Source organism: Bradyrhizobium sp. USDA3516, from assembly GCF_057651995.1.
The window spans coordinates 260,835-279,924 of sequence record NZ_JBYGYN010000003.1; the positions used below are offsets into that span (position 1 = coordinate 260,835).

14 protein-coding genes and 2 pseudogenes are annotated in these 19,090 nt (G+C 63.7%); 11 read left to right on the top strand and 5 right to left on the bottom strand.

Annotated elements, in window-relative coordinates:
• Positions 1 to 187 precede the first annotated feature (187 nt).
• The 3 genes from AC24YW_RS11440 to arfB all read left to right on the top strand — a co-directional run bounded on the left by AC24YW_RS11440 (position 188) and on the right by arfB (position 3,479).
• Positions 188 to 1,582: a M16 family metallopeptidase gene (locus AC24YW_RS11440; RefSeq protein ID WP_487482828.1), complete on the top strand. Its 1,395-nt coding sequence runs from the start codon at positions 188 to 190 to the stop codon at positions 1,580 to 1,582.
• Entirely contained in the window at positions 1,579 to 2,946 is a 1,368-nt protein-coding gene (locus AC24YW_RS11445; protein WP_487482829.1) for a M16 family metallopeptidase, read from the top strand. The genes AC24YW_RS11440 and AC24YW_RS11445 overlap by 4 nt, the downstream gene beginning before the upstream one ends.
• Before the next feature lie 116 nt (positions 2,947 to 3,062).
• Complete coding sequence (gene arfB / locus AC24YW_RS11450; protein ID WP_487482830.1) at positions 3,063 to 3,479, top strand: alternative ribosome rescue aminoacyl-tRNA hydrolase ArfB; 417 nt, start codon at positions 3,063 to 3,065, stop codon at positions 3,477 to 3,479.
• Positions 3,480 to 3,536: 57 nt separating this feature from the next.
• On the opposite strand, the gene AC24YW_RS11455 is transcribed toward arfB, so the two are convergent.
• Positions 3,537 to 3,845 carry a hypothetical protein gene (locus tag AC24YW_RS11455; protein WP_487482831.1) on the bottom strand — a complete coding sequence of 103 codons (309 nt, stop codon included), beginning with the start codon at positions 3,843 to 3,845 and terminating at the stop codon, positions 3,537 to 3,539.
• Between the two features lie 317 nt (positions 3,846 to 4,162).
• Between AC24YW_RS11455 and mutL the strand changes: the two genes are divergently transcribed.
• The 5 genes and pseudogenes from mutL (at position 4,163) to AC24YW_RS11480 (ending at position 8,391) form a co-directional block, all read left to right on the top strand.
• The gene (gene mutL / locus AC24YW_RS11460; RefSeq protein WP_487482832.1) at positions 4,163 to 5,977 is read left to right on the top strand and encodes a DNA mismatch repair endonuclease MutL; all 1,815 of its coding nucleotides are present in this window, start codon (positions 4,163 to 4,165) and stop codon (positions 5,975 to 5,977) included.
• A 471-nt stretch (positions 5,978 to 6,448) separates the two neighbouring features.
• Positions 6,449 to 6,505, top strand: a pseudogene (locus tag AC24YW_RS11465) (hypothetical protein); the annotation flags it as partial.
• A 147-nt stretch (positions 6,506 to 6,652) separates the two neighbouring features.
• Positions 6,653 to 7,483 carry a hypothetical protein gene (locus AC24YW_RS11470; RefSeq protein WP_487483318.1) on the top strand — a complete coding sequence of 277 codons (831 nt, stop codon included), beginning with the start codon at positions 6,653 to 6,655 and terminating at the stop codon, positions 7,481 to 7,483.
• 39 nt (positions 7,484 to 7,522) lie between these two features.
• A pseudogene (locus AC24YW_RS11475) lies at positions 7,523 to 7,726 on the top strand (DUF1963 domain-containing protein); the annotation flags it as partial.
• Positions 7,726 to 8,391: a hypothetical protein gene (locus AC24YW_RS11480; protein ID WP_487482833.1), complete on the top strand. Its 666-nt coding sequence runs from the start codon at positions 7,726 to 7,728 to the stop codon at positions 8,389 to 8,391. The pseudogene AC24YW_RS11475 and the gene AC24YW_RS11480, both read left to right, overlap by 1 nt.
• A 48-nt stretch (positions 8,392 to 8,439) precedes the next feature.
• Here the strand turns inward: AC24YW_RS11480 and rsmD are convergent, their stop codons facing one another.
• Positions 8,440 to 8,994, bottom strand: a complete 555-nt coding sequence (rsmD, locus tag AC24YW_RS11485; RefSeq protein ID WP_487482834.1) for a 16S rRNA (guanine(966)-N(2))-methyltransferase RsmD — start codon at positions 8,992 to 8,994, stop codon at positions 8,440 to 8,442.
• Position 8,995: 1 nt separating this feature from the next.
• Positions 8,996 to 11,029, bottom strand: a complete 2,034-nt coding sequence (locus AC24YW_RS11490) for a pseudouridine synthase (RefSeq protein ID WP_487482835.1) — start codon at positions 11,027 to 11,029, stop codon at positions 8,996 to 8,998.
• A 116-nt stretch (positions 11,030 to 11,145) separates the two neighbouring features.
• Between AC24YW_RS11490 and AC24YW_RS11495 the strand changes: the two genes are divergently transcribed.
• On the top strand, positions 11,146 to 11,604 hold the full coding sequence (locus tag AC24YW_RS11495) for a nucleoside deaminase (RefSeq protein ID WP_487482836.1): 459 nt from the start codon (positions 11,146 to 11,148) through the stop codon (positions 11,602 to 11,604).
• Between the two features lie 145 nt (positions 11,605 to 11,749).
• Here AC24YW_RS11495 and AC24YW_RS11500 read toward each other — a convergent pair whose 3' ends face one another.
• Positions 11,750 to 12,652 carry an alpha/beta fold hydrolase gene (locus AC24YW_RS11500; RefSeq protein WP_487482837.1) on the bottom strand — a complete coding sequence of 301 codons (903 nt, stop codon included), beginning with the start codon at positions 12,650 to 12,652 and terminating at the stop codon, positions 11,750 to 11,752.
• 204 nt (positions 12,653 to 12,856) lie between these two features.
• Entirely contained in the window at positions 12,857 to 14,140 is a 1,284-nt protein-coding gene (gene purD / locus AC24YW_RS11505) for a phosphoribosylamine--glycine ligase (protein WP_487482838.1), read from the bottom strand.
• A 1,068-nt stretch (positions 14,141 to 15,208) separates the two neighbouring features.
• Between purD and AC24YW_RS11510 the strand changes: the two genes are divergently transcribed.
• Together AC24YW_RS11510 and AC24YW_RS11515 are read left to right on the top strand one after the other, a co-directional pair.
• Entirely contained in the window at positions 15,209 to 17,179 is a 1,971-nt protein-coding gene (locus AC24YW_RS11510; protein WP_487482839.1) for an AAA family ATPase, read from the top strand.
• Between the two features lie 99 nt (positions 17,180 to 17,278).
• Positions 17,279 to 19,030 carry a GmrSD restriction endonuclease domain-containing protein gene (locus AC24YW_RS11515; protein ID WP_487482840.1) on the top strand — a complete coding sequence of 584 codons (1,752 nt, stop codon included), beginning with the start codon at positions 17,279 to 17,281 and terminating at the stop codon, positions 19,028 to 19,030.
• Positions 19,031 to 19,090: the final 60 nt, after the last annotated feature.

Consider the following 19,090-nt stretch of genomic DNA (forward strand, 5'->3'; position numbering starts at 1 on the left):
CGACATTCTGACCCACGCGAAGCGTGGGCCGGCGGCGCGTGTCCGCCCATCTCGTTCAAATTGCTTATCAGTAACTTGCCTAAGCGTTGAGTTCTCTGCTTCGTGACGCGAAGCCTCAGCCGCACGGTGTAGCATGCCGTGCCCTCCGAACCGGAGATCCGGGCTCGGCACCTCACAACCAGGGATCATGATGTCATCTTACCGATCGGCTGTCTGCCTCCTTGCCGCGCTGCTTTCGACGAGTGTCCTTTCGGCCGGCGCCGCCCTTGCCCAGACCACGGTGACATCGGCTCCGCCAACCAGCTTCACGCTCGGAAACGGCATGCAGGTCGTCGTGATCCCGGACCGCCGCACCCCCGTCGTCACCGAAATGATCTGGTACAAGGTCGGCTCGGCGGACGAGACGCCCGGCAAGTCCGGCCTCGCGCACTTCCTCGAGCACCTGATGTTCAAGGGCACCGCGAAGCATCCGGCCGGCGAGTTCTCCCAGACCGTGCTGCGTGTCGGCGGCAACGAGAACGCTTCGACCTCGGTCGACTACACCAACTATTACCAGCGCGTGCCGAAAGAGCAGTTGCCGACCATGATGGAGTTCGAGGCCGACCGCATGACGGGCCTCGTCCTCAAGGACGAGAACGTGCTGCCCGAGCGCGACGTCGTGCTCGAAGAGTACAACATGCGCGTCGCCAACAATCCGGACGCGCGCTTGAACGAGCAGATCATGGCCGCGCTCTATCTCAACCATCCTTACGGGCGGCCGGTGATCGGCTGGCATCAGGAGATCGAGAAGCTCGATCGCGAGGATGCGCTCGCCTTCTATCGCCGCTTTTATGCACCGAACAACGCGATCCTGGTGATCGCCGGCGACGTCGAGGCCGCCGAAGTCCGCCCGCTGGTCGAGCGCAATTTCGGCTCGATCCCCGCGCAGCCCGCGATCCCGGCGCGGCGCGTTCGTCCGCAGGAGCCCGAGCCCGCCGCCCCGCGCACCGTCACGCTGGCCGACCCGCGCGTCGAGCAGCCGAACATGCGGCGCTATTATCTCGTGCCCTCGGCGACCACGGCCGCGGCCGGCGAGAGCGCGGCCCTCGACGTGCTTGCGCAGCTGATGGGCAGCGGCAGCAATTCCTATCTCTACCGCGCCCTCGTGGTCGACAAGCCGCTCGCGGTTTCCGCCAGCGCCAGCTATTCGAGCATCTCGCTCGACCCGACCCAGTTCGCGATCTCGGCTGCGCCGAAACCCGGCGTCAGCTTCGCCGAAGTCGAACAGGCGGTCGACGGCGTCATCGCCAGCGTGGCGCAGAACCCGATCCGCGCCGAGGATCTGGAGCGCGTCAAGACTCAGCTCATCGCCGAAGCGATCTACGCCCAGGACAACCAGGCGGTGCTGGCGCGCTGGTACGGCGGCGCGCTGACCACGGGCCTGTCGATCGAGGACATCAGGAGCTGGCCCGACCGCATTCGCGCCGTCACCGCCGAGCAGGTCCGCGCCGTTGCGCAGAAATGGCTCGAGAAGAAGCGTTCGGTGACCGGCTATCTGATCAAGGACACTGCAACCGCCAAGCGCGAGGAGAAGCGCTCGTGACCTATTCCTTCCTTCGACGCGTTGCATTCTCCGTTGCCGTCGGCGCGGTCCTCGCATTCTCTGCGGCCTCGCCTTCGCAGGCCGCCGCAAAGATCCAGCACCTGATCTCGCCGGGCGGCATCGAAGCCTGGTTCGTGCAGGACGCAACCGTGCCGCTGATTGCGATGGAATATTCCTTCGCGGGCGGCTCGGCGGAGGACCCCAAGGACAAGCCGGGCGTTGCCAATCTGGTCGGCTCCCTCCTCGACGAAGGCTCAGGCGATCTCGATTCCAAGACCTTCCATGAACGGCTCGACCGCCGCGCCATCGAGCTCTCCTTCAGCGCCACACGCGACACCCTGCGCGGCAGCCTGCGCATGCTGCGCGACAACAAGGACGAGGCGTTCGATCTGCTCAGGAGCGCGCTGACCTCACCGCATTTCGCCACGGCCGATGTCGAACGCATCCGCTCGCAGGTCATCTCGAGTCTGCGCCGCGAGACCACCAACCCGACCTCGCTGGCGAGCCGCAAATTCCTGGAGGTCGCCTTCGGCGATCATCCCTATGGGCGGCAGACCAACGGCAACCTCGACAGCGTGCCGACCATCACCGTCGCCGACATGAAGGACTATGTCGGCCGGGTGATCGCCAGAGACGGGCTGAAGATCGCCGTCGTCGGCGACGTCGATCCGGCGATCCTCGGCAAGCTGCTCGACCACACCTTCGGCAGCCTGCCCGCCAAGGCCAATCTGACGCCAGTCCCCGACGTCGAGGCTGCAAAGCCGCCGCAACGCGCCTTCGTGACCCTCGACGTGCCGCAGACCGTGATCACCTTCGGTGGACCCGGCGTGAAGCGGAGTGACCCCAGCTTCATGGCGGCCTATGTCGTCAATCACATCCTCGGCGGCGGCGGCCTGTCGTCCCGGCTCTATCGCGAGGTGCGCGAAAAGCGCGGGCTGGCCTATTCCGTGTACGAGTCGCTGCTCTGGATGCAGCATTCGGCGATTTTCATCGGCAATACCGGCACTCGCGCCGATCGGGCCGGCGACACCATCGAGGCCATCGAACAGGAGGTGCGCCGCATCGCCGAGGAGGGCCCGACGCAGAAGGAGCTCGATGAGGCCAAGTCCTACCTCAAGGGCTCGCAGATGCTGGCGCTCGACACCTCGTCCAAGCTGGCACAGGCACTGCTGCAATATCAGCAGGACAAACTGCCGATCGACTATATCGAGAAGCGCAACGCCATCGTCGACGCCGTGACGCTGGACGATGCCAAGGCGGCCGCCAAGCGGCTCTGGGGCCAGGGGCTGCTGACCGTCGTCGTCGGCCGGGCCCCGCAGGCCGCGGCGCAACCGGCGGCTGCACCGGCGACGAAGTCGAACTGATCTCTTTCTGGACGTTTCGTGAATGGCCGGGGCTCACCCGGCCATTTGCGTTTCTGCAGCGCCATTGCTGAAGGCAGATCTCCGCGGTATGTCCTGACATCACGAATGGTGCCAGCATGCTGCGGATATCCCGCGATCTCGTCATCGACGAGGACGACATCGAGATCGGCTTCGTCCGCGCCTCCGGCCCGGGCGGGCAGAACGTCAACAAGGTCGCGACCTCCGCGCAGCTGCGCTTCGACACCCGCAAGCTGACCTTGCCCGAGGACGCCTCGCTGCGCCTTGCCCGCATTGCCGGCCAGCGCATGACCAAGGACGGCGTGATCGTGATCCACGCCCAGCGCTTCCGCACCCAGGAGCGCAACCGTCAGGATGCCATCGACCGTCTCGTCGAGATGCTCAAGGAGGCCATGGTGCGGCCGACGCCTCGCCGCGCGACGCGGCCGACCTTCGCCTCCAAGCAGCGCCGGCTCGAGGGCAAGAAACGCCGCAGCGACATCAAGGCCGGCCGCGGTCGGAGCTTCGACGATTGATGCAAAAAAACCTCCGGTCGCGCGAGCGGCCGGAGGTTTGTCGTTCGCGAGCTGGCGTCAGTAGCGCTTGCCGGCCGCAGCGCCGCCGGTCGCCGCATCGTCCGCGGTGCCCTTGCGCGTCGCGCTGCCGGTGGTTCCGGCGGACCCCTTCGTGCCCTTGCCCGACTTCATGCCGACCTTCTCGCCAGCTGCGCCCTGCTGCGCACCGAGATCCTCATCCTCGCTGCCTGACGCGCCGCCCTGCATGGGCTTGCTTTGTACGGTGCCGCCAGGCCTCATCCCAGACGAGGTGCCTTGAGCGAGAACGGGCGTCGCAACGAGGGCTGCGAGAGCGCAAGCGATCGCAGAGGTCTTCACCAACTTCATCCATGTCTCCTGGAATGTCGCGATGAACCGTTCGGTTGCCTTCTGCACCGTTCGCCTGCACCGGACCGGTTCATCGCTTAGAGAGTTCGAACGGCGCGCTGTGATGCAAGCCGCGTCGTGTGGTGATCGTTTAGGGTTTTCGCGGCGCTTTCGCGGAATTGTGCTCCTCATATGCGGCGGCGCGGAACAGGCCACGCATTCCCAGCGGGCGATGCGCGTCGAGAATGTCCCCCATTTCGGGTGTGGGAAGCTCGCCCTCCCCCATGCATTTGTCGCTGCGCGGCATTAGACTTGAGAATATTCGCCGAGTGAGCCTCATGCCCGTCCGCCAGCTGCCAGAACAGGTCGTCAACCGCATCGCCGCCGGCGAGGTGGTCGAACGTCCGGCGAGCGTGGTCAAGGAACTGGTCGAGAACGCGATCGACGCCGGCGCGAGCCGCATCGACGTCTTCACCGACGGCGGCGGGCGGCGGCGAATCGGCATCACCGACGACGGCAGCGGCATGACCGCAAAAGACCTTGCGCTCGCCGTCGAGCGCCACGCTACCTCCAAGCTCGACGACGAGGACCTGCTCCAGATCCGCACCCTCGGATTTCGCGGCGAGGCCCTGCCCTCGATCGGCTCGGTGGCGCGCCTCTCCATCACCACGCGCCACGCCAGCGAGCCGCACGCCTGGGCGCTGTCGGTCGAGGGCGGTGAGAAGTCCGGGATCATGCCGGCGGCGCTGGCGCATGGCACGCGCGTCGAGGTTGGCGATCTCTTCTATGCGACGCCGGCGCGGCTCAAGTTTCTGAAGACCGACCGCACCGAGGCGGAGGCGATCCGCGAAGTGGTACGGCGCCTCGCGATGGCGCGGCCCGACATCGCCTTCACGCTCGCCGGCGAGGAGCGCGCGCCGGTGACCTGGACCGCGGCGCTGCCCGGCGCGGCCGGACGGCTGACCCGGCTCGGCGACATCCTCGGCGCCGAGTTCCGCAGCCACGCCATCGAGGTCCATGCCGAGCGCGAGGGGATCGTGGTCGCCGGCTATGCCGCAGCGCCTGCGCTCACAAAAGCCAACGCGCTCGGCCAATATCTCTTCGTCAATGGCCGGCCGGTGCGCGACAAGCTTATTCTCGGCGCCGTGCGGGCGGCCTATTCCGATTATCTGCCGCGCGACCGCCATCCCGTGCTGGCGCTGTTCGTCGCGCTCGATCCGCGCGAGGTCGACGCCAATGTGCATCCGGCCAAGACCGAGGTGCGCTTCCGCAATGCCGGCCTCGTCCGCGCGCTGATCGTGCATGGCTTGAAGGAAGCGCTGGCGCGTGAGGGCCGCCGCACCGCCGCCAACAGCGGCGAGAGCGCGCTGTCCTCGTTCCGGCCCGCCTTCACGCCGCCGCGTCCGGCAGGCTGGGACTGGCGCGCCTCGCCATCTGCCCCGGTCGCGCCGATGCCGTCGTTCGATGGCTCGGCCGCGCCGGCCTTTGCCGAGCGCGCGCAGGCTGCGTTCGACGTCGGCGCGCCCAGTGCGGACGTGCGGATCGAGAGCCAACCCACCGGCGATCTCGTCGATCGCCCGCTCGGCGCGGCGCGCACGCAGATCCACGAGACCTACATCGTCTCGCAGACCCGCGACGGCCTGATCATCGTCGACCAGCACGCCGCGCATGAGCGCATCGTCTACGAGCGGCTGAAGGCCTCGCTCGCCGCCAACGGCGTGCAGCGGCAGATCCTGCTGATCCCTGAGATCGTCGAGATGGACGAGGCGACGGTGGAGCGCCTCCTGGAGCGCAGCGAGGAGCTGGCGTCGTTCGGCCTCGCGATCGAATCCTTCGGCCCCGGCGCGGTCGCGGTGCGCGAGACGCCGTCGCTGCTCGGCAAGACAAATGCCGGCGGTCTCTTGCGTGATCTTTCCGAGCACATGGCCGAATGGGACGAGGCGCTGCCGCTCGAACGCCGCCTGATGCACGTCGCGGCGACCATGGCCTGTCACGGCTCTGTTCGCGCCGGCCGCCGCTTGCGGCCGGAGGAGATGAATGCCCTGCTGCGCGAGATGGAGGAGACGCCAAACTCCGGCCAGTGCAATCACGGCCGGCCGACCTATGTCGAGCTGAAGCTGAGCGACGTGGAGAAGCTGTTCGGGCGGCGGTGAGCGCGAGGGTTTGGTAGGCTTAGCTACCTGCCCTGCGCAGCTTCGAGCTATTTCATCCGCAAGCCATTAACTCTTAGCTGCTACCTGAGGCTGTCCTGCGATGTCTAGGGTCCAGCATGTCTTGGTGGCAAGTCCTGGTCGTATGCGCCGTGGCGTTTGTCGTTTGGAATTTTCGCCGCTTTCAGCGGGCGAGAGCCACAACCTCGCCTTCGGGGCAAAGTCCGGCCACTTTCGCGCGGGTGCGGCACGACGCTCCGATTCCACCGCCGCTTGGGATCAGCGAGAGCGTGTCGGTCGTCTTGCGACGGCAGATTCCGCCGCGGTTCGAAGCGCCACGATCATGGCTGGGCGGGCTGCCAATGATGCCCGATCACATCGAATGGCCGCGGTCGATTTCGTCGGAATACCCTGAGAGACGAGCGGCCGCTTCACTTCGTAGCGCAGATTGCCTGCGCCGACCTGCCGGCCGAATTGTGGGGCGGACTTGGGCCCCGCCAGGGCTGGCTGCTGCTGTTCATCGATCCAAATCAGGGCGCCCCCGAGGGACCTGATGCCTTCCGCGTTCTCCATGTTGATGCGCTCGGCTCCGAGCGGCAGTCCCCGGCCGATCTCGGGCCGGTACATGACGGCGTCTATAGCGGGTTCGACTATGATTATTGCCGCACTCCCGACGAGGTGCCGCGGCGCTGGCGGCGCTGGCCGGTCGATCTCGTCGTCGTGCGCAATGAGGCGCGGATCGAAGGCCAGCGCACGCGCGTGGCGCCGGAGAATTTTGCGAGCATTCTCTATCCGGGGCAGCCGGTCGCGTCGGACCGCGAGCGGCCGGACGAGCCCGAGCCTTTCACCTGGCGCGGCGCGCTTCAGGTCCTCGACAGCATCGCGCGCACCCATCGGCCGGCAGCCAGCCCGCCCGGCGAGCTTAAGATACCGGATCGGTTGGTCGAGCGGCTGAGCCAGCCGGGTTATATCGGCTCCATCCTCGCCGTGATCGAAGCCGACGACGCCAGTTGGGCCGCGATGTCCCGGGCTGATCTCGAAGGCCCCGAGCCGGAAGACGAGGCGACGCGCCTGCGCCGTGCACAAACTCGGCGCGCGGCGGAGTACCGCAGAACGCGACGCGAAGCGCTGGCGGCATTTCTGGCCAGCCATCCCACGCCGGAGTCGATCGTGGACTCTCTGCACCGGTCCGAGCACGAGCTTGCCGAGTGGAGCACCGCGATGCGCGAACGCGTTGCCCGGGAGCGGTCGGCCGTGCTGGCGCAGGACCTCGACAGCCCGATTCCGCACGATGCCTGGCAAGCGCTCAAGGCGCGTCTGCAGCAGGACGCATTTCGGTTTTGGAGATACTCCCCCACTGACCGGCATGGCGAGCGGGGCCACGTTACCTTTTACGAACACGACATTTCCGCATGGTCCTTCCAGCGCGGCCACATTCGCGAGCTGGTGGCCGACTATTATGTCGATGAAGCGAAGCGGGCGCTGATCCCGCCCGCGGTCCGTTCCTAATTCGAGCCGCATTGGCGCAGCCTCTATCACAATCGTCCGCATCGCATCGGTGGCTACCACGACGGCCTGCAGTCGGATGCGAAGATCGGCCCCACCCGGAAGCTCCTGCTGTTCCAGATCGCAACCGACGAGGCCATGCACTGGAGCTGGGGCGATGCCGGCACGTACTATGTCTTAATCGACATGGACGCGTTGAAGACGATGGATTTCTCGCGGGCGACGATCACGCTGGAATGTTACTGATGATGAACGGCAGGCCACGCGTGATCGTCGCTCCGATCGCGCACGACGATCTCATGCACAGCGAACATCCTTCGCTGTTCGTCGCGATGCGGATGTCGGGCGAACACAGCCATCTGTTCAAAAAGATGGCCGTCGGAACACGCGGCTTCATCGATGAGGTTGGCTTTGCTGCGGGCTGGGCCGATCCTTTGTCCTCACTCCCGCCGCGCAACATGGCCCTTTGCCAGGAGTTCATGCGCGATCGCTTCTTCTGGGTAACGACTGGCGAGTGCGGCAGCTATCTGGGGACGCTGGAGATCAACGAAGCGCTGGTCGAAGACACCTACATGCGCGGTTCGATCGACTATACTGGCTTCCAGCTGATCCTCACCCTCGGCGAGGAGGCCTACAGGACTTTCGCGGATCGGGTGGAGATCGGAAGACCGAGGCCCGACTTCGATCGTCGCAACGTGATCCTCGGCATACCGACGCCGCCGTTTGCCTTTCCTGCGCAGCGCGGCAGTCCCAAGACGGACCTTCAGCCAATCAAGCGTCTCGAGCTGGCCGACATGATCGTCGCTCTGGTGAACCGCCGCGCGGGCGAGCCACCCGACGGCGCCTCGATGCATGACCGCTTCGAACTGATTTCTGCTGCAAGGCTGACGCTGGCAGCTGAAGGAGCCTGAGTGCTTCACGCTCCCGAGCATGAGGGCTTATGAAGCGGAAGTGTTGGGCTACGACTTCTTCAGGAAGACGAACTCCGTATCGTCATAAGCCCGCCGCTCCAGCTCCTCAAAACCTTCCGGCGTCGCGAACTGCGCGGCTTTCGCCTCTTCCACCACGAGCAGCGCGCCCGGGGTGAGCCAGCCGCCGTCGCGCAAGGATGCGAGCGCCTTCTCCGCAAAGCCCTTGCCATAGGGCGGATCGAGGAACACCAGCGAGAACGGTTCGACGGGATGTGCGGGGCCGAGATCGGTGGCATCGCGGCGATAGACTTTTGTCACCCCGCCAAGACCGAGCGATTCCACGTTGTTGCGCAACAGCGCGCGCGCCTCTGCGCCATTATCGACGAACAGTGTGAACTTGGCGCCGCGCGAGGCCGCCTCGATGCCGAGCGCGCCGGTGCCGGCGAAGAGATCGAGCACGCGCGCGTCGGGAATCGGATCGTCATAGGCGTGCACGAGGATGTTGAACACGGACTCGCGCAACCGGTCCGCCGTCGGGCGGATGTCGCGCGAGGACGGTGAGGCGAGATTGCGCCCCTTCAAGCGACCGCCGACGACGCGCAAGCTAGTCCTCCCGCGGCGTCAGGTCGCGCTTGCCGTGATAGCCGCGCTTGGGACGGCGCGGCGGGCCGTAGCCGCTCGCCTCCATCTCGTTGCGCTCGCGCGCCTCCTCGCTGCCGGTGCGCTGCACCAGCACGCGGCGGCCCTTGCGGTCGGCGATCACGGCGCGCTTGCTGGCGGGCTTCTTCTCGCTCGCTGCGTCGTCGGCGCGCGGAGATGATTTCGAGGGCGCGTCGAACTGCGCGCCCGATTTCTCGATCACCTTCTCGCCGAGCTGCTCGCGCAGCACACGCGCGCGGACCTCCTCGACCTGGCCTTCCGGAATCTCGCCGAGCTGGAACGGGCCGTAGGAGACGCGGATCAGCCGGTTCACCTCGAGGCCGAGATGGGCGCAGACATTGCGCACCTCGCGGTTCTTGCCCTCGCGGATCGCGAACACCAGCCAGACATTGGCGCCCTGGTCGCGCTCCAGCGTGGCCTCGATCGGACCATACTTGACACCCTCGATCTCGATGCCGTTCTTGAGCTCGTCGAGCTGCGCCTGGGTGACGTCGCCGTGGGCACGGACGCGGTAGCGGCGCAGCCAGCCGGTGTCAGGCAGCTCGAGCGTGCGCGCAAGGCCGCCGTCGTTGGTGAGCAGCAGCAAGCCCTCCGTGTTGAAGTCGAGCCGGCCGATGCTGATCAGGCGCGGCAGCCCTTCGGGCAGATTGTCGAATACGGTCGGACGGCCCTCGGGGTCGTCATGCGTCGTCATCAGCCCGCGCGGCTTGTGGTAGAGGAACAGGCGCGTGCGCTCGCGCTCCGGCAACGGCTTGCCGTCGACCATGACGACGTCGTTCCTGGTGATGTCGAGCGCGGGGGAATTGATGACGCGGCCGTTGACGGTGACGCGGCCCTGCGTGACCATCTCCTCGGCATCGCGGCGCGAGGCGAGCCCGGCGCGGGCCAGCACCTTGGCGATGCGCTCACCGGCCTTCTTCGGCTTCGGCGCGTCGTCGCGGCGCGGCCGGCCCTCGACGTCACGATCGCGCTCGCGATAGGCGCCGCGGCCGCCGAAGGCCGGACGCTTCTCGAAGATCCTGCCGTCGTCCTCGTTCTCGCGGCGCGGACGGTCGCGGAAGCGGCCCTCGTTGCGCGGATGCTCCTGCCAGTCCATGCGGCCTTCCGGGCGCTGGCGCGGCCGATCGAATTTCGGACGGTCACCACGTTCGCTGTCACGGTCACGGGGCCGGTCGAATTTTGGCCGCTCGCGGAACGGACGATCACCCGATGCGCGGTCATCGCGCGAACGCGAGAAACGCGGACGGTCCTCGCCACGGCCACCCTCGCGACGCTCGTCGCGCTGACGCCAAGGCTTCTCGTCGCCGCGATCGCGGCCGCCGAAATCCTTGCGCGGGCCTTTGCCAAAATCCTTGCGCGGCGGCCGATCGCCACCGGGGCGGTCGTCGCGTTTCTGCCAAGGCTTTGAATCGCCGCGCTCGCCACGATCGCGCGGACGATCACCACGGTCGCCGCCCCGCGAAAATTTCCGTTCGCCGTCGAACTTGCGCTCCGGACGGTCGCCGCGCGGCGCGTAGGGCTTCTTGTCGCCGAACTTCCTGTCGCTGGAGCGGCCGGCCGAGCGGGCATCGTCGCGGTCCCTGCGCGGCGGACGATCGTCACGACCGTAGGACGGGCGATCGCCACGCGGCTTGAAGGGCCGCTTATCGCCGTCACGCGAGGAGCGATCGGAGAACGGACGATCGCCGCGCGGCTTGAAGCTGCGCTCGCCGCGCGCCTCGCTGCCGCGGTCGTCGCGCTTGAAGCGGGGACGGTCACTGAAATCGCGGCGCGGCGCATCGCCCTCCTCGCGCCGGCGGAATGGACGGCTGTCGCGATCGCCACGCGGCGGACGGCTGTCGCGCTCGCCCCCACCCTTGCCTTCGAAGCCGCGCTTGGCGAATTTCTTCTCAGGGCCGCGCGGCTTGCCGCTGCGGCCGCCTTTGGGCGGGCCTCGCCGGCCGCGGGAATCGTTGTCTTTGTCGCTGTCGCGAGGCATGACTAATCTCACTTAAGGGGTGGCCGAGCATTGTGCGCGCTCGCTGCGAGCCGCATGCTCAGGCAAAATCGGTATCCACTCTTGCTGAAGGCGGAGCTAGTAGCAGGTTTCTGGCGATGATACGAGGCATGAAAGCCCCTTCTTTCATGGATTTGGCGCTTCTGGCGGCCGAAAATGCCGGAAAAGCGGGCGAAGTTCCTGTTGGCTGCGTGGTGGTCCGCGCTTCCGAGGTGATCGCCACCGGCGCCAACCGGACGCTGACCGACCATGATCCGACCGCCCATGCCGAGATCGTCGCGCTGCGCGCGGCCGCCGCGAAGATCGGCAGCGAGCGGCTGGTCGACTGCGACCTCTACGTGACGCTGGAGCCCTGCACCATGTGTGCGGGCGCGATCTCGTTTGCAAGGGTGAGGCGGCTCTATTACGGCGCGGCCGATCCCAAGGGCGGCGCGGTGGACTCGGGCGTGCGGTTCTTTGCCTCGCCGACCTGTCACCACGCGCCGGACGTCTATTCCGGCGTCGGCGAGAGCGAGGCGGCGCGGCTGCTCAGGGCGTTCTTTCGGGAGCGGCGGTAGGTGCCCGCACCCACCCCTGTCATGCCCCGCGAAGGCGGGGCATCCAGTACGCCGCGGCCCGTCGATTCAACCACAACCGTCTCGGCGTACTTGATCGTCCGCCTTCGCGGACGATGACAGTTGTGGGTGTGGCGGACAGCGGTGCCTAAGCCGCGAAGAACTCGCGCAGCGCCCTCGCAGTCACATCCGGATTCTCCTCCGTGAGGAAGTGGCCGGAATCCACCGGCATGCCGGAGGCGTTCGTGGCCCATTGCTTCCAGGTGTCGAGCGGCGTCGCGGCGGCCTGGGCGATGCCGGCATTGCCCCACAGCGCCAGCATCGGAATCGTGATCTTCTTGCCGGCCTCGAAATCGGCCTTGTCGAGGTCGTAGTCGAAATAGGCGCCGGCGCGGTAATCCTCGCACATCGCGTGAATGCGGGCGGGATCGCGGAACGGGGCGAGGTAGTGCTCGAGCGCGCGCGGGTCGATCGCATCCAGCGTCTTCGACTTGGTCTGGCTCGCCATCTTGAAGCGCAGGAAGAACTCGCCCTGGCCTGCGATCAGCGTCTCCGGCAGCGGATAGGGCTGCGCGAGGAAGGTCCAGTGATAGATCTTTAGGGCGTAGGCGCGGTTCATCCGCTCCCAGTAATCATAGGTCGGCAGGATATCGAGCACGGCGAGTTTTGATAGCCGGCCGGGATGGTCGAGCGCGAGGCGATAGGACACGCGGCCGCCGCGGTCGTGGCCGGCCAGCGCGAAATGCACGTGGCCGAGGCGCTCCATCACCTCCACCATGGCTTTCGCCATGGCGCGCTTGGAGTAGGGGATATGCAGCGCGTCGCTCGCGGGCATGTCGGACCAGCCGTAGCCCGGCAGGTCGGCGATGATCAGCGTGAAGGCTTCCGCAAGCTCAGGCGCCACCTGGTGCCACATCACATGGGTCTCGGAGAAGCCGTGCAGCAGCAGCAGCGGCGGGCCCTTGCCGCCGACGCGGGCGAAGACGCGGCCGAACGAGGTATCGATCCATTCGGCGGCGAAGCCCGGATAGAGGTCGGCGAGATCGGACATCTTCTTGCATCCTTGTTGGTCGGTCGCGGGGCCGCTCGACAACAAAGTGTCGAAAACAACCCCATGCACAGTACCGGTATTATCGTCGGGGCGACTAACCCCAACAGCCGATTGCACATTCTGGAGTGCGGATGTGGCGGCGCGGTGACGTAAACGTCGAGATTTGCGGATCGGCGCGTTTGGCGCGCCGTCCGCAATGACACGCTAATTTTGCGCCTTCTCGGCCTCCACCGCCTGCCAGCCGATGTCGCGGCGGCAGAAGCCGTCCGGCCAGTCGATGCGGTCGACGGCCTGATAGGCGCGCGCCTGCGCTTCCGTCACGGTCGCCCCCAGCGCGCAGACATTGAGCACGCGGCCGCCATTGGCGAGGATCGCGCCGTCCTTCGCCACCGTGCCGGCGTGGAAGATCTCGACAGTGTCGACCTTGGCGGCCTCATCCAGTCCGCCAATGCGCGTGCCCTTCTGGTAGTCGCCGGGATAGCCCTTCGCGGCCATGACCACAGTGATGGCGGATTCCGGATACCAGCGCAGATCGAAGTTCTTGAGCTGCCCGTCGCAGGCGGCGAGCAGCGCCGGCACGATGTCGCTCATCATGCGCAGCATCAAGACCTGGCACTCGGGATCGCCGAAGCGCACGTTGAACTCGAACAGTTTTGGGCCCTGCGTCGTCAGCATGATGCCGGCATAGAGCACGCCGCGGAACGGCGTGCCGCGCTGCTTCATGCCCGCGACCGTCGGCAGGATGATCTTGGCCATGATCGCGTCGTGGATGGCGGGCGTGACCAGCGGCGTCGGCGAATAGGCGCCCATGCCGCCGGTGTTCGGGCCGACATCGTGGTCGAACACGCGCTTGTGGTCCTGCGCCGAGGCCAGCGGAATCGCGGTCTCGCCGTCGCACAGCGCAAAGAAGCTGATCTCGCGGCCCGGCAGAAACTCCTCGATCACGACCTCGGCGCCGGCCTCGCCGAAGGCGCCCTCGAACATCATGGCGATGGCATCCTCGGCCTCGCGCACGGTTTTCGCGACGACGACGCCCTTGCCGGCGGCAAGGCCATCGGCCTTCACCACGATCGGCGCGCCCTGGCTCTGCACATAGGCGCGCGCGTCATCGGCATTGGTGAAACGCTTGTAGGCGCCCGTGGGAATGCCGAACTCGGTGCACAGCGCCTTGGTGAACCCCTTGGAGCTTTCCAGCTGCGCCGCCACTTTGCTCGGCCCGAACGCCTTGATGCCGGCGGCCGTGAGATCATCGACGATCCCGGCCGCCAGCGGCGTCTCCGGCCCGACCACCACGAGTTCGACCTTGTTCGCCTTGCAGAAGTCGATCACCGCCGCATGGTCGGCGACATCGAGCGCCACGCATTCCGCCTCCTTGGCGATGCCGGCATTGCCGGGCGCGCACCAGAATTTGGTCACCAGGGGGGACGCCGCGATCTTCCACGCCAGAGCATGTTCGCGGCCGCCGGAACCGAGCAGGAGAATGTGCATAAGAGGCTCAGGATGAGGGGGGTTGCTGGGGCGGAGGTCGCACGAATCGGGGTGGGGCTCAAGGGGGATGGGGCCCGAACCCCCGGCATTCCGGGGCAACAAAAGTCGCTACAGAACGCGGACTGCGCTACCCTCGTCGAATGACGGGCGTCACTGACTATTTTTTCGTCGGATTTGCCGGATTCCTTTACGTGATCGGCGAGTACAAACTCGCCTTTTGGTTCAGCGCATTTGGAATCGTAAATAACGCTGGAGCCGCCGTGAGGGCCGTCGTGGACCCGGATTGGTACATGCGCAAACGATTGGAAGCGAATTTGCCAGTCGATTTCTTCAACTCTGGAATACGGAGTCTTCTGGCAGTCAAGATCGTACTAATTGGCGTGCTCTCTTGGGCTGCGTGGCGTGCAGGCACACACGCCGGATATTTTTGACAGTCCAACTATGCCAACCTTGCTAGCCATTATCTTCGGGGTTGCTGCTTACGCGGGGTACAAGGGATGGCCTCTCTACACAGTGATTTTCGTGGGCGGCGCTATGGTAATTTGGAACTTGATATATTTCCGGGCGCGGCCAATGCAGGTCGCATCAGGCGGTCCGCTAGCCTACCTTTTTCGAATATCAATCTTAAACATTCTCCAAGCGGCAGCGGCCTATGCTGCAGGCTTCGGGCTGTATGGTCTGATTGGATAATCCCCCATAATCTCGACAGTCAAATCTGAGTCCTCTGGTTGACGACCCGCGAATTGCGCATCAGGCACGCGCGACATCCTGATCGATTGCCGTGACCCGCAGCCATCACGTCGAGACCCATGCCGATGGCTGGCCCGATCAGGTCCGGCTCTCCCGGATCCAACTTCGCGGCTGCGGCAAGCGCGGCGCGGTCAAATTCGCAACGCTTATGGGGCCGGGCGCGGTACCGGGCGACCCCTTAGGACAGACTCGATCCATGACTTGCGATTCTGATCCGTCCAGCTCCCCTGTGAATAAGTGGGACAACGTCCTCGGACTCGAACTGCTACCCAGCATTGTGCCATCGTAGCCACTCATCCGATTCGCTGGGGGGATTAAATGAAGCTAATTGAAGCTCACGTTACGAATTTCCGGTCCGCTGAAGACTCAGAATCTTTTACCCTTGAGAACGTCACCTGTTTGGTCGGTAAAAATGAGGCCGGTAAGAGCGCTGTGCTACTAGCGCTCGCTGCGCTTAACCCGCACCCGAGCACACCAATCGCGTTCGACCGAGAACGAGATTATCCCCGCCGTCACCTCACTGCATACTCGCAGAGACACAGGGGTGAGGAAGCGGTCGCGATCCAGACCAAGTGGAAGCTGACTGACGAGGAAATCGCAAATGTTCGCGCTGTCCTCGGTGACAAAGCACTCAAATCCCCGATTATTGAGATAAGTCGTCGATACAGCTCGGAGCCCGAATGGAAATTCGAGATCGACACGAAGCGGGCGGTTGCGCACTTGCTTGATGGTCGCGGCTTCAATCAGGAGCAGCTTGCCGCACTCAAGGTCGCGGACGACACTTCTGATCTTGCGGCAAAGATCGCAACAATCCCTGAATTAACTGAGGATCAGACTACGTTTCTGAATTGGCTCAAACCGCATGCATCATTCAAGACGCTTGTGTACGCAATACTTAAGCCGCACTTCCCGAAGTTCATGTATTTTTCGAACTACGATCGGATGGATGGCGCGGTCCGCCTGGATTTCCTGAAGACGTGGAAGAGCAACAATGAAATTCTGAAGGACGAGAATAGCGGCGCGCGCTTGTTCATGGAATTTTTGGAGTATGCCGGAGTTCCTCTGGATGAAATTCTAACCGTCGGTACATACGAGACGTTCAACGCCAAACTTCAGGCGGCATCGAACAACATCACTGACCAAATACTTGAGTTCTGGACCCAAAATCCTGACTTGTCAGTTGTCGTCACAATTGATCCGGCCCGACCGCAAGACAAGCCCCCATTGAACGAAAACATTATCGGTCGGGCGCGCATTTACAATGCCCTACATCGCGTGGATACTCCTTTCTCCGAGCGTAGCGCTGGTTTTGTTTGGTTCTTCTCGTTCTTAGTGAAGTTCGCGCAAGTAAAAGAGGATGCCACTCCCGTTGTCCTTCTGCTCGACGAGCCGGGCCTGACGCTACACGGTAAGGCGCAGGGCGACCTACTCCGTTACTTCGACGAGAAGTTGGCTCCATTTCATCAGATCGTTTATTCAACCCATTCGCCATTCATGGTCGCGCCGCACAAATTGACTGCCGCAAGGGTAGTCGAAGACCAAGTAGAGTTGAAAGGCACCCGGCGCGTGCCGCTCGGAACTAAGGTCCGCGAAGACGTCCTGACGCGGGATCCCGACACCTTGTTTCCTCTGCAAGGAGCTTTGGGCTACGAGATCACGCAGTCACTCTTCATCGGCAAGCACACACTTCTTGTCGAAGGCGCGTCAGACATCCTTTACTTGCAAGCACTTTCCTCCGCGCTGAAAGCGCGCAAGCGCACCGGACTCGATCCCAGATGGACTGTGTGTCCGACAGGCGGAATCGGAAATGTTCGCGCCTTCGTCTCTCTCTTCGGCGGCAACAAGCTGGATATTGCCGTACTCGCCGACCAGACGAAGCAGGACGCAAAGAAAATAGAGGAGCTACGAAAGAGCGAAATATTGCGAGCAGGAAAAGTTTTCACGATCGCAGATTTTACCGCGAAAACTGAGTCGGATATCGAGGACCTGCTCGAAGTCGGGCTGTTCGCGGAGATCGTAAACGAGGCCTATGAACTACCTGCAAAGCACAGGCTAACGGCCGTGAGCTTGGAGAAGGCGGATACAAGCACCGTGCGGCTCGTAAAAAAGGCGGAGGCAGCCTTCAATGTACTTCCCGAGCCACTGCCTACATTCGATCATTTCACCGCAGCCGCGTGGTTGATCCGGAATCTCGCCGTGCTTGACGCAACGAGCCGGGAGGTGGAACAGACGCTGGATCGTGCGGAAAAGCTCTTTGAGGCAGTAAATGCGGCGATCCAGACTAGCTAAATACGGTGACGGTGCACAAAATTTCAAAGCCCTAAGCATTCGTTCGGCCGCGTTTAGTGCACTGTCATTATAATCTTCATCACAATTTTTGGGGGCTTCATGCAGCAACAGAACGTTCCGATCAGCGCGCTCGTCGACATGTACAAGCGGGGCGAACTCAGACTTCCTGAGATTCAACGCCACTATGTCTGGAAAGGAACGCGCGTTCGCGACCTTCTGGACTCGCTATACCGTGGCTATCCCAGCGGCTCCATCCTGATGTGGGAAACAGACGAGCCCATACCGACCCGCGACTTCGCGATCGCACAGGACACCACGGCGTTCGCAGGACGAAAGCTCCTCCTTGATGGACAGCAACGGCTTACCTCCCTTACGGCGGTCATCAACGGCGAGCCGGTGACCGTGAGGCACCGCAAGAGACCCATCGACATCCTATTCAATCTCGATCATCCGGATGGTCCCCCAAGTGAGGCACTAGAGGTTGACAATGACCAGGAGTCACTGCTTTCGGCCGAGGACGAGTTAGCGGATGACGGGAACGGGGACGATATCGCGGACGAGGATGGAGGCGGCGATAAGGGCCTTGCCGAACGGCTAGGCCGGCGCACTTTCGTGGTCTCCAGCCGCGCGCTGCTGGCGATGCCGAATTGGGTGCCGGTCAGCGAGATATTCAAGTCGAGCGACACGGCCATTCTTCAAAGAGCCGGCATCACGGGTTTCGACGATCCGCGCTACCAGAAGTATCTCGATCGGCTGACGCGCCTAAGGCAGGTCAAGAATTATTCCTATGTCGTCCACGTCCTCGAACGGGGGATGAGCTACGAGGAGGTAACCGAGATATTCGTTCGCGTGAATTCACTAGGGGCTAAGCTGCGATCCTCGGACCTAGCCTTGGCGCAGATGACATCGCGATGGCAGAATCTTCTTCAACAGCTGGAGGAGTTTCAAGATGAATGTGAGGATAATGGCTTCACCCTCGATCTTGGCCTTCTCGTGCGCGCGATCGTGGTGTTTGCGACTAAGCAAGGCCTCTTCCGTGTGGTTGGCGCGACACCCATTTCGCGCCTGAAAGAGGGATGGGAGGAAGCAAAAGAGGGCCTGCGCTTCGCTATCAATTTCTTGCGGACAAACGCCGGCATCGAAGACGAAAGCCTGCTTTCTTCCCCCATGTTCGTGATTGCTCTTGCCGCGGTGAGCCGCGTCAAGGACAACAAGCTAACCAAAGACGAGAGCCGCGCACTGCTCTACTGGCTACTCGCTGCAAATGCGCGTGGCCGATATTCCCGCGGATCGACTGAAACGCTATTGAACGAAGATCTTGCGATCATCTTTCGTAGCGGCGACGTTGCGGCCCTGATTGATCCCGTGAAGCGGCAATTCGGAAGGCTCCACGTGGAGCCCGAGGATCTCGCCGGCCGCGGCGTGAACAGTCCGCTCTTCTCGCTGGCCTATCTTGCGCTGAAGGATGCTGGCGCGAAGGATTGGTTCAGCGGCCTCGGCCTTTCGTTGACACACCAAGGCAAGTTGCACTTCATTCAATGGCATCACATTTTCCCAAAATCTCTGCTTAAGGACCGGCAATATGAGACGGGCGAGATCAATGAGATTGCCAACATGGCCTTCATTACCGGACAGACTAATCGTCGCTTAAGTAACAAGGAACCTACAGCTTACTTCCCTGGCATTGTTGCGAAGCAAGGGCGGGAGTCGCTTGATGCGCAGCTCGTGCCAAGCGATTCGGAGCTTCTCAAGCTCGAGAATTACAGGGCATTCCTGAAGGCGCGTCGCATAGCCCTTGCGAAATGTATGAATGACTTTATCGCGAAAAAGGCAGGCGAGGTTTCGCGATAACGTTTGTTGCCTACGTGGGCAGTCGAGAAGCAGACCGGCAAGTCTGACAAGGGGGGAAGG

Coding starts and splice junctions, on each gene's coding strand:
- AC24YW_RS11440 (WP_487482828.1), top strand. CDS start 188: ATGATGTCATCTTACCGATCGGCTGTCTGCCTCCTTGCCGCGCTGCTT.
- arfB (WP_487482830.1), top strand. CDS start 3,063: ATGCTGCGGATATCCCGCGATCTCGTCATCGACGAGGACGACATCGAG.
- AC24YW_RS11455 (WP_487482831.1), bottom strand. CDS start 3,845: ATGAAGTTGGTGAAGACCTCTGCGATCGCTTGCGCTCTCGCAGCCCTC.
- mutL (WP_487482832.1), top strand. CDS start 4,163: ATGCCCGTCCGCCAGCTGCCAGAACAGGTCGTCAACCGCATCGCCGCC.
- AC24YW_RS11480 (WP_487482833.1), top strand. CDS start 7,726: ATGATGAACGGCAGGCCACGCGTGATCGTCGCTCCGATCGCGCACGAC.
- AC24YW_RS11490 (WP_487482835.1), bottom strand. CDS start 11,029: ATGCCTCGCGACAGCGACAAAGACAACGATTCCCGCGGCCGGCGAGGC.
- AC24YW_RS11495 (WP_487482836.1), top strand. CDS start 11,146: ATGATACGAGGCATGAAAGCCCCTTCTTTCATGGATTTGGCGCTTCTG.
- AC24YW_RS11500 (WP_487482837.1), bottom strand. CDS start 12,652: ATGTCCGATCTCGCCGACCTCTATCCGGGCTTCGCCGCCGAATGGATC.
- purD (WP_487482838.1), bottom strand. CDS start 14,140: ATGCACATTCTCCTGCTCGGTTCCGGCGGCCGCGAACATGCTCTGGCG.
- AC24YW_RS11510 (WP_487482839.1), top strand. CDS start 15,209: ATGAAGCTAATTGAAGCTCACGTTACGAATTTCCGGTCCGCTGAAGAC.
- AC24YW_RS11515 (WP_487482840.1), top strand. CDS start 17,279: ATGCAGCAACAGAACGTTCCGATCAGCGCGCTCGTCGACATGTACAAG.